A 15,223-nucleotide genomic window follows, 5' to 3' on the forward strand; every position below is an offset into this window, starting at 1 on the left:
GCCGGATCTGGTATTGTTGGACCTCAATATGAAAGGCATGAATGGTCTTGAGACATTACGTCGTTTCAAAGCGACGGATTTAGAGGCTCATTATGTGATGTTGACGGTATCCGATGCGGAAGAAAACTTGCTTGAAGCCTTACGAATTGGGGCTGATGGCTATTTGTTAAAGGATATGGAGCCGGAAGATTTACGTAACCATTTGCTGAAAGCAGCTGTCGGCGTCACCGTGCTGCAGGACAGCATGACTGAAATATTAAAGAATGCGTTAATTGACCCTCATCATAAAGTAAATGCGGATGATGTGAATCTGACTGTACGTGAAAATGAAATTTTGGAATGTCTGGCAGAGGGAATGAATAACAAGACCATTGCCCGCAAACTGGATATCCGGGACACCACTGTAAAAGTGCATATCAAAAACATCCTGCGTAAGCTTAATCTGACTTCACGATTGGAAGCGGTTGTTTGGAAGCATCAACAGGATGGCCGGTAAAGACTGAATAAATTAATGCCGACAATCCTGAATCAGGTTTGCCGGCAATAATTATCTGTAAATAATCTGGAGCGTGATCACTCCAGCAAATTATAGTGCTTTACGCTGACCTACAAAGAAGCCAACGCCACGGGTCGGTGTTTCAAAGGTAATGGTTTCTCCATTGCCAAAAAACAGCACATCACCCACGGTGGCATGTACTTTCTGACCGGATTCATCAGTAATGAAGAATTCGCCCTCTGCAACATACTTCATTTCTTCATAATCGTATGTATAGACCAGTGGTTTATCAGTTTTATTCAGGTGAAAAAAGCCGGCACAAAGTGTTTTGTCCTGGCTATCCGAAACGATGCTGTCACCTAATGTGGCATTAATACCATCAATGCCCATTGTTGGTTGCGGGTCTTTAACAGCCTGTTTTTGAATTTTCATAAAATGTCTCCTTCGTTAGTGACGGTCCGATTAAATAACGTCACTGAATCAGGGACAATCCTTCTGAAGTAGTACTCTGTTTGTATAGTCTTTTATAAACAGTCACTTGGCGTACTTTAAGAAGAAATTCTGTTTAAAATTCGGCTTACTAAATACATAGGTTGTCAAAATAAGAGTTCTGAATTTTTATTGCGGAAAAAAATTAATTTTTCTTATATAAAAACTAGACCTTTTTTCTCAATAAATAATGACCAATCCCTACAAAATAAGCCCTATCAAGAGTTATTACCCCCTAAGTGGTAATTAGTCTTAGTAATAGACACACCTTTAGCCGGGGAATAGATTCGGTTTCCTGCGGTTGAATTCCCATCCGCAGTCAAAAATATAATAAGGGATACTTTTTTATGGAAACAGAAGTCGCAAATTTGTTTGCTGAGCAGGTTAGTCTGAGCATGCTTGTGCAAAATCTGGTTTATGCCTCGGGTACTGTGGGGGCTATTTTTGTTGTTATTGGTTTAATGTTGATTGATGTTGGGGGAGTACGAAGACGTAATATCTTTAATGCCACGATAGAAAAAATGGTTGGTTTTTTTATCGGTTTTACGGCTTACTTTCTTATTGGTTTTTCTTTTTGGGCGTCACAATATTACATCATGGTGGATTACACACTGGTTGATACCATTAAAGACTGGTGGGCAGGCGGGGCACTTTCAAATTCAATGGCACAAAATGTGGATCCGGCAGTTTTTCCGGGTTTGAATAACTTCCAGATCTTTATTTTCTTCCTCGCTTGTTTTGCCGGTATTGTGAATGTTCTGCTGCACTTTGCAGTATCAGAACGAATGAAAGCATCGGCTTATTACATCACTGCTTTTGTCGCCACCATTGTTTCATCCATTTTGAGCTGGATTACTTGGGGTTCGGTCGGTCCACTGACTAATTTGGGCTTCCATGACTTCTTTGGTGTGGGGTTTGTGTATCTATTCCCAGCGGGTATGGCGATGGTATTTGTTCGCAAGCTTAGACCACGTCCAGGCATGTTTTCAGCGCATCCCAATGTCTCAGAATACCGTCCACCCAACTTAGGGCTACTGACAGTCGGTGTGATGACTATTTTTGCCGGTTTGCCGATGGTTATTATGTCTTGTCTGTTTTTCTTCGATCCGGAAGCGTTGGCAGTCAGTGTGACGATGGCGGATACCAGTGTCGGTATTGCCTTTAACAATTATGGTGCAGCATGGGCAGGTGGTGCTCTTATGGGGGCTGTCTTGGCTTACTCCACCCGTAAGTTCAGTTATCTGCTACTAGGCCCTCTGGCTGGTTATGTGGCTGGTGCTTCAGGTTTTGACGTTTATGTGCCCTGGCAGATGTTTTTGGTGGCGCTGGGTGCTCCAGTTATAGCGTACTTAATTTATGAGTTCATGCAAAAACGTAATATTGATGAACATAAATTACTGCCCTTGTTTGCCGGTGTAGGTTCGTATGGTCTTATCATGACTGGTCTGCTGCATATTGGTGTACCACGTGGCGGTTACCTCGGTATTGAAGAGGGTGCTTATGCCTTCCAGCATGGTGAAATTGGGGTGTTGATGCAGGTGGTGGGCATCGTGGTGTGTCTTGGTTTTGGTATTGTGACCGCGTTAGTGATGTCATTTATTCTGAAACACACTATCGGCATGGATGTATCTGATGATGATCAGGCCCAAGGTCTAGATAAAGTATTCTGGGACATTGAACCGGATGTTGATCCTGTGACTGACAATAAATCTTAAACCTAGAGTGTGTTCTACGGAATAAGATTAGTTTGCTTTGCTCACAGTCTCAATAGTGAAATATACAAATTTTCACTGAGACAGTGGGCAAGGTGAACTGTTCAAGATACGCCTATAAAGTCCGGCTTCGGCCGGATTTTTTCGTTTAATGATTTTAATGTGTTGATACTGGATTATAGCCATCCGATACTTTCTTATACCAAACATTCTTTAATAGAAGGCAGAGGCATGAAATCAAACCTAACAATGACTGAGTGCATTCACAGTAATTCACACCAAAATGATCAAGGTTCGCCTCAACCACCGCTTTACGATACGAGCCTGTTTGCTTTCGAGAGTACGCAGACCATGCGTGATGTTATTGAGGGTAAAACCCAAGGAGCTTTTTATACTCGCTATGGTATGAATCCAACCATCACTGCACTGGAAAGTAAACTTGCTCAATTGGATCAAGCCGAGGCTAGTTTGGCATTTTCGTCAGGTATGGCGGCGATTTCTGCTTTGTTTATGCAGTTTGCCACACAGGGTATTCTCTGTGTAGGAGATGTATATGGAGGAACCCAACAGCTTTTAAGCAAATACCTACCTGCACTTGGCATCAAAACATTCAGATTACAGAAAACAGATCTGAATTCCGTTGAAACGGCAATGAAATCTAATCAACCGACATTGGTGTTTATTGAAACGCCAAGCAATCCCACATTGCATCTACAAGACATAAAACGGTTGGCGAAATTGGTTCACGCAAATGGGGCTTTCTTAGCGGTAGACAATACCTTTGCCACACCCATTAATCAGTGCCCGATAGCGCTTGGGGCAGATTTTACTGTGCAAAGTGCAACAAAGTATCTGGGTGGGCACAGTGACTTGACCGCTGGAGTATTGTCCGGACCGATTGTGCACCTTGAGGCTATTAATGAGTGGCGTAAAAATCTCGGTCAGACGATTGCAACAGAAGTGGCACACAAATTATCCCGTAGCCTCCTTACATTGGTGCTCAGGGTCGAACGGCACAATTTTAATGCTCAGCTAATTGCTAACTATCTGGACACCCATCCGCAGGTTCGTAAAACTTGTTATCCCGGATTAACGCCTCATCCGGAAAATGATTTTATCAATCAACAAATGTCCGGTTTTGGCGGTATGGTCAGCTTTTACATTGAGGGCGATGCCGCAATGGCCGAGCGTTTTGTTGATCTTCTGAACGTGTTTGCCATAGCACCTAGCCTGGGGGGAGTAGAGAGTCTTGCTACCCAGCCTATTTACACCTCACATTATGGTTTGTCAGAAGAGACACTCAAACAAGCTGATGTGGACGGCAGTCTGATTAGGTTGTCAGTCGGATTGGAAGATATCAAAGATTTGATTAACGATCTGGAACAGGCGTTCCGTCGCTGCTAGGGCGTGTTTATCTTTCATATCCACAACTGCTGGCGGCTATTTTTGTGTCCGGCAGGGCGGAAAGCACGCCGTGTAGCCTTCCTACATAAGTGATTGACAAATGAGTCTGGAACTCATTTGAACAGCTTAGCTGGCCGCGTAGCGGTGAAATACAGGGATGTATTTCATACAACATAGGCGGCCGCAAAAATAGTCCCAGCCCTTCGGGTTGTGACTGAAAAAGCGCCACTCTGCGTGGCCTACATGGATGTAGGTCAGGGGCGTGAGCAGGATGCGGAAGCTTTGCTCGTCACTTATTTAGAACAACTAAAAAGCGCTCCTCGTGCCTTGATTGACGATTTTTCAGCTCACAACAGAGGTGGAGATGAAAGATAAATACGCCCTAATAACAGAACCAGCTTTAAGTCCCGAATAAAAACTCCTTTACTTAAAGGTGCACATTGCCAGTGCATTTTTAACTTTGTTGTTGCACCAAATTAATGCGTTTGGTCCCGTCCTGTCTAATGTTAATTCTTAACTCACTGACAATCCTGAAAAAAATACGTGGCACGGATTTTTCATTGTTTCGCCGGGGTAAAAAATATTTCATTGGAATTAACAGGAGCGAGGAATGAAGATGATTACGGCGATTATTCGCCCACATGCTCTCGAGCTGGTGCGAGAGGCCATTCATGAGATCGGCGTGGCTGGTCTCACCGTGACCGAGGTAAAAGGCTATGGCCGACAAAAAGGCCATAGCGAAATCTACCGTGGTGCGGAATATACAGTCAATTTTCAACCCAAAATCAAACTGGAATTAGTGGTAGGTGATGACGACGTTGAAAAAACCATCGACGTCATTTCGACTACAGCTAATACGGGCAAGATTGGCGATGGCAAAATTTTCGTTTCCCCGCTGGAATCAATCGTTCGTATCAGAACGGGTGAAACTGGCGAAGAAGCAATTTAAAGGAGAGCAGAATGGATACGCTTGTAATTGAAGTGAGTTATGCGCTCGACACATTCTATTTCCTGATGTGCACAGCGTTGGTTATGTTAATGGCAGCGGGTTTTGCCATGTTGGAATCAGGGTTGGTACGCAGTAAGAATACAGTCGAAATCCTTAATAAAAATGTCCTGTTATACGGTATTGCCTGTCTGGTTTATTTCGTTGTTGGTTATAACATCATGTACCCAGCCGATCCGGTTAACTCTTGGATTCCTGGTCTTGATTTCTTCTTGGGTGAAGATAACAGCACCGAATCTGTTTTAGCGGGTGGTGAAGGTGCACCGTATTACTCTGCTATGGCTGATTTTATCTTCCAGGCGGTGTTTGCTGCAGCGACTATGTCGATCGTTTCAGGTGCCGTTGCTGAACGTATGCGTTTGTGGCCGTTTCTGATTTTTGCTGTATTTATGGTTGGCTTTATCTATCCAGTAGAAGGTTACTGGAAATGGGGTGGTGGCTTCTTGGATCAACTGGGTTTCCAAGATTTCGCCGGTTCAGTTGTCGTACATATGGCAGGTGCTGCAGCTGCGTTGGCAGCCGTTATTATCATTGGGCCACGTAAAGGTAAGTACGGCAAAAACGGCGAAGTTCACGCGATTCCAGGCGCCAACTTACCGATGGCAACCTTAGGTATGTTTATCCTTTGGTTTGGCTGGTTTGGTTTCAATGGAGGTTCAGAATTAAAAATCGCCAATATCGAAGAAGCTAACGCTGTCGCCAAAATCTTTGTCAACACCAATATGGCTGCCGCAGCAGGTATGGTCGCGGCTTCATTGCTTGCCAGATTCCTATTCGGCAAAACTGACTTAACCATGACCCTAAGCGGCGCGTTGGCTGGTCTGGTGGCGATTACTGCCGAACCATTACTGCCAAGCCCAGGCCTGGCTTTAATTATCGGTGCAGTGGGTGGTGTGGTGTTGGTGTTCTCGGTGATATTCCTGGATAAAATGCAGCTTGACGATCCAGTCGGTGCTATCTCAGTACATGGTGCTGCAGGTATCTGGGGGATCTTTGCCGTACTGTTCAGCAACCCTGATGCAACGATAGCGGGTCAGACGATTGGTACAGTGGTGACCTTTGCCTGGATGTTTATAGCTTCTTATATCGTACTGTCGATTATCAACAAATTCGCCAAGTTACGGGTTAGTGATGAGGAAGAAATGGAAGGTATGGATATCCATGAATGTGGTATGAATGCTTATCCGGAATTCACTTCTGATAAATAACAAGGGAGTTTTATAGCTTCCATAAAACGCCGGTTTTTTGCCGGCGTTTTTATTTCCATTTTCTTAGTACTTAAGCAACTTTGAGATTAGACCAAAATTTTGGTGATGCTACTAAACAGTCATTCTATTTTTAATAGAATGACTAACTGGTAAAAAGTTGGTGAATTTTTATGTGTTTTTAATTATTATTCACGAATAAATACTCATTTCATCTTTCATTGTAAGGAAACAACATCATGTTTAAGCAGACATTTTTAGCTACTTCCGCTGCTCTTTTTATGGTTATCTCACCCCTTACCCATGCTGATTTTTTGAACGGAATTCGCGATTTAAAAAATGCTGTATCTGATGTTACCAGCGGCACTAAAGAAGTCAGTTCTTTGAAGGACGATTTGGGCTTTAGTGCAAATAAAGAAACAACCGCTCCAACTGAATTCACCACTGGCGATGTGTTAGCGCCCAAAATTAATAAGCTAAAAGTGTTTGCGGATCCCAGCAAAGAATCTTCCACCGTGTCAGAACTCAACAAAGAAAATGACATTATCTTTATGGGTGAAGAAGCCAACGGTTTTTATTACATTACAACCGATGAAGGTTCTGAAGGTTGGGTTCAAAAGATATTGGTCAGCAAACGTTAATTTGTTAAAACAATAGCCAAACAACAATCACGCTTCATCAACTACTAATTATCTGATCTTGCTCTCCCTTTTAGCAGCTCATATTGCTTGAAGAAGGGGGAGCTTTTGTATGGTTGATTTCAAGCCGGATCCCAGAAAACGGTTTGAACTACGAGTTATTTACTAAGATAGCAGTCGCTCTTTTTTTCAATCAGCCATCCCCCAATAATTTTTGTCTAGATTGGCTAATATATGTTTACTACATACACGCCAGTTCACAGAGTTGAGAATCGTTATGAGCAAAAAAGAACTTCAAGACATGGTCGTTGAGTTTACGCCGTTAGAAAAAATCGAGGCCCTCTATAGTGAATTGACTGGCTGGTATGGTGAAGCAGAGCAAAAAGAACTTAGAGTCGCAGCGAAACTATTAATGGTCTCACTTGAGAAGTTTTCCATTTATGGTGGACCTGAATGGCAGGAATTAGTAAACGAATATGTCGATATTCTTAAAAACGATCCGGAAAAGTTTCAAAAAATCCTGCGATCCAATCGTGGTGAGTTAAAAGAGAAAAACTCCACGGGAAACAACTATCACTAGCTTAGTAAAAACTGACGTTTGGTTTGTTCGCTTCTGAGCAGCTTGGCAAATTTCCGTGTTTGCTTGGGCAGATAAATGAAATCATCTACCAGCGATTTTTTCCGCCGCTTTTTGGTGAGTTCTGCCGGCTCAAAAAAATGTTTGGCATTTTCATAGGATAAAACAAAAGGCGAATAACCTTCACGCATCAACACATAGCTCATAATTAATGACCCTGTGCGATGATTGCCTTCTAAAAAAAGCTGTGGCTGACTGAGGATATTGGTGAAAATGCCTGCACTACGTTTCCAAACATTGGTGTTTTGATTCAAAGCCAACCAATCCATTAACTGGCCTATCCCACCATCTCTAACATCATAAAAATGCGCTTGCGTGGCTTCAAACTGGGAGTGTTTCTCTATTGATGAAGTGCTTGAGTGTTGATACAAAACGATATAGTTCAGTTCGAGCAACAATCCCGAATTACCATAAGCAAATAAATCGGTACCGCTGGCTAAATATTCATCAATCTTTGCATAACCGGCAATCAGATTTTCGATCACCGTATCGCTGGGTGGTGTTCGTTTCACCTTGAGTGAGGCGTTAATTTTTTTAAAGTTGCGTTGCGTATCTATCAGGCACGATCTGATGGCAGCAATATCTAGTCTGGCAATATTGTCCATCAAATCAAACCCAATAGTTCATCATGTCTTGCCGTCGTTATTCGTAAAAAATGGCACGAAGCCAGAATTAACTAAACTCGCCCCTGACATATTGTTTGGTCAACAATTGCTGTGGATCTTCAAAAATTTTCTTGGTGTCATCCATTTCTACCAAATAGCCTGTTCGGCCACCATTTGAAATATCTACCCCCAGAAATGCTGTGACATCAGCAACACGCATGGCTTGCTGCATATTGTGGGTGACCAGCGCCACGCTGTAATGTTCTTTTAACTCAACCATCAGTTCTTCAATCTGACGTGTGGCAATCGGATCCAATGCAGAGCAAGGTTCATCCATTAACAATACATCAGGCTCTGTTGCAATCGCTCTGGCAATACAAAGACGTTGTTGCTGGCCACCTGATAATGAGAGGCCGCTGTTTTTAAGTTTGTCTTTAACATCGTTCCAGATGGCGGCTCTTTTCAGTGCTTTTTCCACCATCTCTTCTTCATCACCTTTATACCCATTGAGTCGTAAACCAAACGCAACGTTGTCATAAATGCTCATCGAGAAGGGGTTAGGAAGTTGGAAAACCATACCGATATAACGTCTTACAATCACCGCATCCACTTTTTTGCTGTAGATATCATGATTATGGTATTGGATATGTCCTTCAAATCTGAACGAGTCAATCAGATCATTCATCCGGTTCATACTTCTTAGTACGGTACTTTTACCGCAACCAGAAGGGCCGATAAAACCGGTCACCTTGTTTTTTTCAATCGGGATGGTGGTGTCCCTAACGGCTCTGAAATCACCGTAGTAAATATTTTTGACGTAGCAGTCTAAAACTACCGGGCCTTTAGGCTCATATTTTTTGGCGATAAACTCACCTGTTTCGGCTTGCATATTCATAGTTATTTCCTTGGTTATTCTCTAAATTTCGTTCTGCCGATCACACGGGCAACAATATTGAAAAACAGTACCAGTATGACCAGCGCCAAAGAGGCGGCCCACGCCAGTTCAATCTGATTCTCAAATGGCATACCGGAAAAGTTGTAAATCAGAATCGAGAGTGAGGCGGTTGGTTCTGCTAGCTCAGACATGTAGTAATTACTAAACAGTGCTGTAAACAGTAATGGAGCCGATTCGCCTGCAGCACCAGCAACGGCCAGAATGACGCCTGTCATAATGCCGGGTAAGGCTGTTGGTAAGACAACTTTAAAAATGACCTGAGTACGCGTGCATCCCATGCCAAACGCAGCATCTTTCATTCGTTGTGGTACTTGTTTCATGGCTTCTTCAGCGGCCAGAGTAACCGTTGGCAGCATTAATACAGCTAAGGCAACACCACCAGCCCAAGCTGAATATGTGCCTGTGGTAATAACGATGACAGCATAGACAAACACACCGGCCAGAATAGAAGGGAAACCTGTCAGTACTTTGGCTAAAAATCTGGAGACGGTCGCGGTTTTACTATTGGGATTAAGAATCGCCAAATGCAGTGCTGCCATGATGCCGATTGGAATACTAAGTGCGGAGGCAATGCCGACCATCGTCAGCGTACCTAAGATAGCATTACCAAAACCGCCACCTGTTTCAAAACCTGCTGGCGGCAAGGCTGTAATAGCCTCAAAATCAAGTCTCGCACCACCTTCGATGATCAACATATAAATAACCGAGATCAACGGAATACTTGCTAATACCGCTAAACCCCACACCAATCCCGTCAGGAAAAAATCTTTCAGTGCCCTGAGTTCGAGCACATTCTTTTCAAGACTCGGCAAATTGATCCGTGGTGGCAGGATCTGTTCATTAATTTGGCTCATTTTTTACCCTCGAATTTACGCATGGTACGTTGCTGAACAGCGAGGCCGGCAACATTGACTAAAAACGTGATAACGAGCAGCACCAGAGAAGCGTACATCAGTGCCTGGATTTCAATTTCGCCTGCTTCAGGGAAAGTCGAAGCCAGTAATGAAGCCAGGGTATTAGCCGGAGCAAACAGCGATATGCTGATGTCATTGACGTTACCAATCAACATCGCCAGCGCCATGGTTTCACCTAAAGCGCGACCAAACCCTAAAACTAAACCTGCCAGAATCCCAGAAGAGGCCGTTGGTAGCATGACTTTGAGAATGACTTCCCATTTCGTTGCGCCCATACCATAAGCCGCTTCTTTGATTTTGTATGGAATACGACGGAAAGCGTCAGCTGAAATGGCGGCAACCGTGGGCAGAATCATAATCGCTAGTACCAAAGCCGCAGGTGCCAGACCAGGACCGCTTAACTCAGTACCAAAAAGAGGAAACCAACCAAATGTTTCATGTAACCAATGAGCGGCTGGCCTGATTAATGGGATGAGTACATAAATACCCCATAAACCATAAACTACTGAAGGAATAGCCGCTAAAAGTTCAATGACGGTTCTAAACATCACTTCGATTTTGGCATGCACAAACCCTTGGGTCAGGAAGATAGCAATGGCAACGCCTAATACACCGCCAATCACCAGAGCGAGCAGGGAGCTGTATAACGTTCCCCAAATTTCAGGTAAAACACCGAACTCACCTTGGTTTGTATCCCAGGTAGTGCCAGTGATAAAGCCTAAACCGTGTTCTTTAATAGCTGGTAGGGCTTGAGAGCCAAGTTCGAAAACGATATAGGCCAACAACAGAATAATTGACAGGGCACAGAAATAGGCAAAAGACCTGAATATCGAGTCCTTCATGTAATCACTGGGCGTAGGTGGTGCAGAGAGCGTATTGCCACTCGCAGAATCTTTAAAAGGATCGTGAACCATTTGTGTTCCTATCAATCGTGAATATTTTTAGTAAATATCGCTAACATCAAATTTGTGGAGTATTAAACAGATAAATGCTGCAAGCGTTTTAAACACTTGCAGCATTGTTTCTATCTACTAACCAATGGTGATTACTGAATCATATTCGCTGCGTTGCGAACTTTTTCAACGACGTTTTCTGGTAATGGGATATAACCCATTGCTTCAGATGATTCTTGACCAGTTGTGATCATGTATTCAATCAGGTCTTTTAATGCTTTTGCTTTCTCTTCACCTTGGTTTTTGTAAACAAGTAACCAAGTGAACGTTGCGATAGGGTAAGCATTGTCACCAGATGGATCAGTTGCCCATGCACGTAAATCGGGTACATCGCTACCTGGCAGATTGCCTTCAGGGAAAGCTGTACTTGCTAATGCTGCAGCACCTGTCTCACCACCGGCTTCAATAAAGTTACCTTTTTGATTTTGCAGTTGTGCGGTTGGCATTTTGGTTAATTTGGCAAAACCATATTCGATATAGCCAATTGCACCAGGAGTTTGCTTGATGGTTGCAGTTACACCATCGTTTTTAGGTGCTTTAACAATCGTGCCTGCACTTGGCCAATTTGGAGCTTTAGAACCACCAACAGCTTGTTTGAAGTTGTCACTGATTGCTGCTAAGTGGTGAGTGAATACATAGCTTGTACCACTTGAGTCAGAACGAACAACAACGGTGATTTTTTGATCAGGAAGCTCAATGCCAGGGTTGGCTGCTTGGATTTTTGGGTCGTTCCAGTTAGTAATGTTACCCAAGAAGATTTCTGGGTAAACATCACGTGGAAGTTTCAGTTCGGTAATACCATCAAGATTGTAAGAGATGACAATTTCACCCGCTGTTGTTGGTAACAGGATGGCACCTTTTTTTACTTGTTCAATTTCACTATCAGACATCGCGGCATCACTTGCTGCAAAATCGACAGTTTCATTAATGAAATCTTGAATACCTGCGCCACTACCTTTTGATTGGTAGTCGATACGAACACCATCAGTTTGTTTGCTGTAATCTTTAAACCACTTGTTATAAAGCGGTGCTGGGAAGCTTGCACCTGAACCATTCAATTTAAGATCAGCATATGCAGCTGTTGAACTCATGGCACCAAGAAGGGCACCAATAACCAAAACTGACTTTGCGCTCTTCGCAAATAGTTTCATAAAAACTCCTGACTAGTGAAAAAAGTAAAACACTTGATTTACAATTCAGTGAGTCTATTGGCTGTTTGTTAAACATTTATGACAGTGCGATGGAATAGTTAGGATTCTATGAATTTACGATGGTTTAATTTTGTACTGAAGATAGCGATGAGCTCCTCAATCATAGAGAAAAGTCTTTTACAAATAATGAGAAAGTAGGCTTAGCTCATCGTAAAACTTAAAGTCTTTGACATTGGCCTGTACATTTCAACATTTTGGATGTGTCGCGGGTAAAAAGTGATAATGTTGGCTAAGTGTATGCGGCAAAGTTCTTGAACGTGCTTACCTTGCATCTTGTTTCAGGATTGCCACGATTTGGCTGTCTGTTCATTTTCCTACAGCATTTCTTGCCGTTTAGCCTGCATGAAAAGTCTACTGTTTAACCAAGCTGTTTTTGAAGGTGTTCCACACTATATCCACCCTAAATTTTGGAGTTTTTATGCTTTACGAATTAACCGTTGTGCAATTTAGCAAAATGTTAAAAAATCTAAGTGACATTTTAGATAAAGGCGAAGCGCAAGCAACTGCCAAAAAATTTGATACCAGTGTTTTATTAAATAGCCGCTTAGCACCTGACCAATTTTCCTTAACACGTCAAATTCAAATTGCTTGTGACACAGCAAAAATTGGCGTTGCACGATTAATTGGCACCGTCGATACCGTACCTGTTCATGCTGATACAGAAACCACATTGCCAGAATTAAAAGCACGCATTGAATCGGTATTAGCCTATTTAGCCACCATTAATCCCAGCGACTTTGATGGCGCTGTAGAACGTCATGTTTCTCAACCTCGCTGGGAAGGTAAATACCTAACCGGGTTTGAATTTGCCATACAACACGCTATTCCTAATCTTTATTTTCACATCACTACCGCCTATGCGATCCTTCGTCATAATGGGGTCGATGTCGGTAAAAAGGATTACTTAGGCGAGATGCCCTATAAAAGCTAATTTTTAACCATCAGAGATCTAAAAAAGCCCGACACTATAAATAGTGTCGGGCCACATCATGAAGCTGCTGTTAAATCAAATTACAAACTAAACACGCTTAATACACCACCCAGTGAAGTCCAGTTGGATAGTGATTTGTAGGCACCTACGGCGCCCAGACCATCTGTGTCATTTTCCAGATTGTTGGTCATACCAATACCGGCCCAACCACCAATGCCTGACAAGATAGAGATGTATTGTTTACCATCGTGTTTATAGGAATTGACGTTACCGACGATGCCTGATGCTGTTTTAAAGCGCCATAGTTCACGACCAGTATGAGCATCAAGCGCTTTTATGTAGCCCTCTAAAGTGCCATAGAAAACTACATCGCCAGCAGTGACCATTGCACCTGACCAAACTGAGAAGGTTTCAGGATTGGACCAGACGATTTTGCCTTCGCGAGCATCCCAAGCAATAAAGTTACCCATATTGTTTTTGGTTGCGGCGAACATGTTTACTTCGGCACCAACATACGGCTGCCCTGCAACATACTCGACTTCAAACGGTTCCAGATCCATACAGATATGGTTGGTTGGAACATAGAACAAACCAGTTTTTGGCGAGAACGTCGCTGGTTGCTGATCTTTTGCACCATGAGCCGCAGGGCAGATACCGGTAGTTTGGGTATCTTCACCATTGGCTGCTGGTGAATATTTCGCTACCCGATCCGGCAAGCCCGTTTTCAGATTAACGCTATTGGCCCAGTTGACACTTGGGTCGAATTTTTCAGCAACTAGCAGTTCACCTGTTGCACGGTCCATGGTGTAACCAAAGCCGTTTCGGTCAAAATGCACCAGCATCTTACGCATTTTGCCTTTGATTTTTTGATCTACCAGAATGTTTTCATTAACACCGTCATAGTCCCATTCATCATGCGGGGTCATCTGATAGATCCATTTAGCAACACCGGTGTCTAAGTCACGAGCGAACAGCGACATGGTCCATTTGTTATCACCGGGACGTTGCATTGGATTCCAGGTAGATGGATTACCAGTACCGTAGTAATACAGATTCATATCTGGATCATATGAGAACCAGCCCCATGTGGTGCCGCCACCGATTTTCCATTGCTCACCTTGCCAAGAATTTAATGATGAATCTTTGCCGATAGGTTTTAGCATGGCTGTAGTGTCTTGCGGATCAACCATCATTTCTGCGTCAGGTCCGGTGCTGTAGGCTTTATAGAGTGTTTTGCCTTTCATATCGTAGGCTTGAACATAACCACGGACACCAAATTCACCACCCGAAATACCAACAATGATTTTGTCATTAAAGACATTGGCGTTACCGGTATTAGTGGCACCAGTTGTAGGTTCGTCACGTTTATCTGACCATATCACTTCACCAGTATTCATATCTAACGCAACCAGCGTGGTATCCGCCTGATTGAGGAAAATTTTACCGTCGCCATAAGACAGACCACGATTTACCACGTCACAGCACATTACTGGAACCGTTTCATCGTAGCTTTGTTTTGGTTCGTATTTCCATTTGATCGCACCATCATTGTTTAAATCGAGCGCGTAGACGATGTTTGGATAAGGTGTATGAACATACATCACATTATCAATAATCAGCGAGTTACCCTCGTGACCACGTAATACACCGGTAGAAAATGACCAGGCCATATTCAGATCCTGAACGTTGTCCAGGTTGATTTCATCTAATTGACTGTAACGCGTATTGGCGTAGTTTCCCGCTGACATAACCCATGTGTCTGGATTTTCTTGCATGCTGAGTAATTCATCTGCAACGCTGAGACCAGGAAGCGCCAATGACATCATTGCGATAGATAATTTAGTTTTATTCATTTTGTTTCCTCTATGTTACCCGCCACAAAAAGCCAGTAAAAAACCGTCATGTGAAATTAGCCTTTGAACGGAGTGTGGGATATTAGCAACGAGGAAATAGGAATAATTGCCCGTGTGTCCGAATCTTTTTTACTGCTCTGGAACCACAGTCAAGTGAGTGAGATAAAGGATAGGAGAGAGGTTCTATTTAGAACTTATATAGTAAGTTTGAGCC

At 43.1% G+C, this 15,223-nt stretch carries 16 protein-coding genes; 9 read left to right on the top strand and 7 right to left on the bottom strand.

The features are described from left to right. Positions 1 to 496: LuxR C-terminal-related transcriptional regulator (locus tag ACN0V2_RS08220; RefSeq protein WP_417550329.1), on the top strand; the 496-nt coding region annotated here is incomplete at its 5' end. A 90-nt stretch (positions 497 to 586) separates the two neighbouring features. Here ACN0V2_RS08220 and ACN0V2_RS08225 read toward each other — a convergent pair. Then, entirely contained in the window at positions 587 to 928 is a 342-nt protein-coding gene (locus ACN0V2_RS08225) for a cupin domain-containing protein (protein ID WP_417550330.1), read from the bottom strand. 404 nt (positions 929 to 1,332) lie between these two features. Between ACN0V2_RS08225 and ACN0V2_RS08230 the strand changes: the two genes are divergently transcribed. The 7 genes from ACN0V2_RS08230 (at position 1,333) to ACN0V2_RS08260 (ending at position 7,530) form a co-directional block, all read left to right on the top strand. Further along, positions 1,333 to 2,700, top strand: a complete 1,368-nt coding sequence (locus tag ACN0V2_RS08230; RefSeq protein ID WP_417550331.1) for an ammonium transporter — start codon at positions 1,333 to 1,335, stop codon at positions 2,698 to 2,700. A gap of 228 nt (positions 2,701 to 2,928) precedes the next feature. Then, positions 2,929 to 4,101 (top strand): trans-sulfuration enzyme family protein, encoded by a 1,173-nt coding sequence (locus ACN0V2_RS08235; RefSeq protein WP_417550332.1) that lies wholly within the window; start codon positions 2,929 to 2,931, stop codon positions 4,099 to 4,101. 210 nt (positions 4,102 to 4,311) lie between these two features. After that, a complete protein-coding gene (locus tag ACN0V2_RS08240; protein WP_417550333.1) occupies positions 4,312 to 4,476 on the top strand; it encodes a hypothetical protein in 165 nt (54 codons plus the stop codon). 235 nt (positions 4,477 to 4,711) lie between these two features. Further along, a complete protein-coding gene (locus ACN0V2_RS08245) occupies positions 4,712 to 5,050 on the top strand; it encodes a P-II family nitrogen regulator (RefSeq protein WP_417550334.1) in 339 nt (112 codons plus the stop codon). Between the two features lie 11 nt (positions 5,051 to 5,061). Beyond that, positions 5,062 to 6,315, top strand: a complete 1,254-nt coding sequence (locus ACN0V2_RS08250) for an ammonium transporter (protein ID WP_417550335.1) — start codon at positions 5,062 to 5,064, stop codon at positions 6,313 to 6,315. A gap of 236 nt (positions 6,316 to 6,551) precedes the next feature. Next, positions 6,552 to 6,953 carry an SH3 domain-containing protein gene (locus ACN0V2_RS08255; protein ID WP_417550336.1) on the top strand — a complete coding sequence of 134 codons (402 nt, stop codon included), beginning with the start codon at positions 6,552 to 6,554 and terminating at the stop codon, positions 6,951 to 6,953. Between the two features lie 274 nt (positions 6,954 to 7,227). Then, positions 7,228 to 7,530 carry a hypothetical protein gene (locus tag ACN0V2_RS08260; RefSeq protein ID WP_417550337.1) on the top strand — a complete coding sequence of 101 codons (303 nt, stop codon included), beginning with the start codon at positions 7,228 to 7,230 and terminating at the stop codon, positions 7,528 to 7,530. Here ACN0V2_RS08260 and ACN0V2_RS08265 read toward each other — a convergent pair. The 5 genes from ACN0V2_RS08265 to pstS all read right to left on the bottom strand — a co-directional run bounded on the left by ACN0V2_RS08265 (position 7,527) and on the right by pstS (position 12,165). Then, positions 7,527 to 8,192: a hypothetical protein gene (locus tag ACN0V2_RS08265; protein WP_417550338.1), complete on the bottom strand. Its 666-nt coding sequence runs from the start codon at positions 8,190 to 8,192 to the stop codon at positions 7,527 to 7,529. The two genes, ACN0V2_RS08260 and ACN0V2_RS08265, sit on opposite strands and share 4 nt — an antisense overlap. A 67-nt stretch (positions 8,193 to 8,259) precedes the next feature. Further along, positions 8,260 to 9,087 (bottom strand): phosphate ABC transporter ATP-binding protein PstB, encoded by an 828-nt coding sequence (gene pstB, locus ACN0V2_RS08270; RefSeq protein ID WP_417550339.1) that lies wholly within the window; start codon positions 9,085 to 9,087, stop codon positions 8,260 to 8,262. Between the two features lie 14 nt (positions 9,088 to 9,101). Then, positions 9,102 to 10,001, bottom strand: a complete 900-nt coding sequence (gene pstA / locus ACN0V2_RS08275; protein ID WP_417550340.1) for a phosphate ABC transporter permease PstA — start codon at positions 9,999 to 10,001, stop codon at positions 9,102 to 9,104. Then, positions 9,998 to 10,975, bottom strand: a complete 978-nt coding sequence (gene pstC / locus ACN0V2_RS08280; RefSeq protein WP_417550341.1) for a phosphate ABC transporter permease subunit PstC — start codon at positions 10,973 to 10,975, stop codon at positions 9,998 to 10,000. Before pstC ends, pstA begins: the two co-directional genes overlap by 4 nt. Positions 10,976 to 11,106: 131 nt before the next feature. Next, entirely contained in the window at positions 11,107 to 12,165 is a 1,059-nt protein-coding gene (gene pstS / locus ACN0V2_RS08285; RefSeq protein WP_417550342.1) for a phosphate ABC transporter substrate-binding protein PstS, read from the bottom strand. Between the two features lie 478 nt (positions 12,166 to 12,643). Here pstS and ACN0V2_RS08290 point away from each other — a divergent pair, with 478 nt between their 5' ends. Further along, positions 12,644 to 13,156, top strand: a complete 513-nt coding sequence (locus ACN0V2_RS08290; protein WP_417550343.1) for a DUF1993 domain-containing protein — start codon at positions 12,644 to 12,646, stop codon at positions 13,154 to 13,156. 80 nt (positions 13,157 to 13,236) lie between these two features. Here ACN0V2_RS08290 and ACN0V2_RS08295 read toward each other — a convergent pair whose 3' ends face one another. Next, positions 13,237 to 15,009: a methanol/ethanol family PQQ-dependent dehydrogenase gene (locus ACN0V2_RS08295; protein WP_417550344.1), complete on the bottom strand. Its 1,773-nt coding sequence runs from the start codon at positions 15,007 to 15,009 to the stop codon at positions 13,237 to 13,239. Positions 15,010 to 15,223 lie beyond the last annotated feature (214 nt).

Source organism: Methylophaga sp. (assembly GCF_048266885.1).
Taxonomy (GTDB): Bacteria; Pseudomonadota; Gammaproteobacteria; order Nitrosococcales; family Methylophagaceae; genus Methylophaga.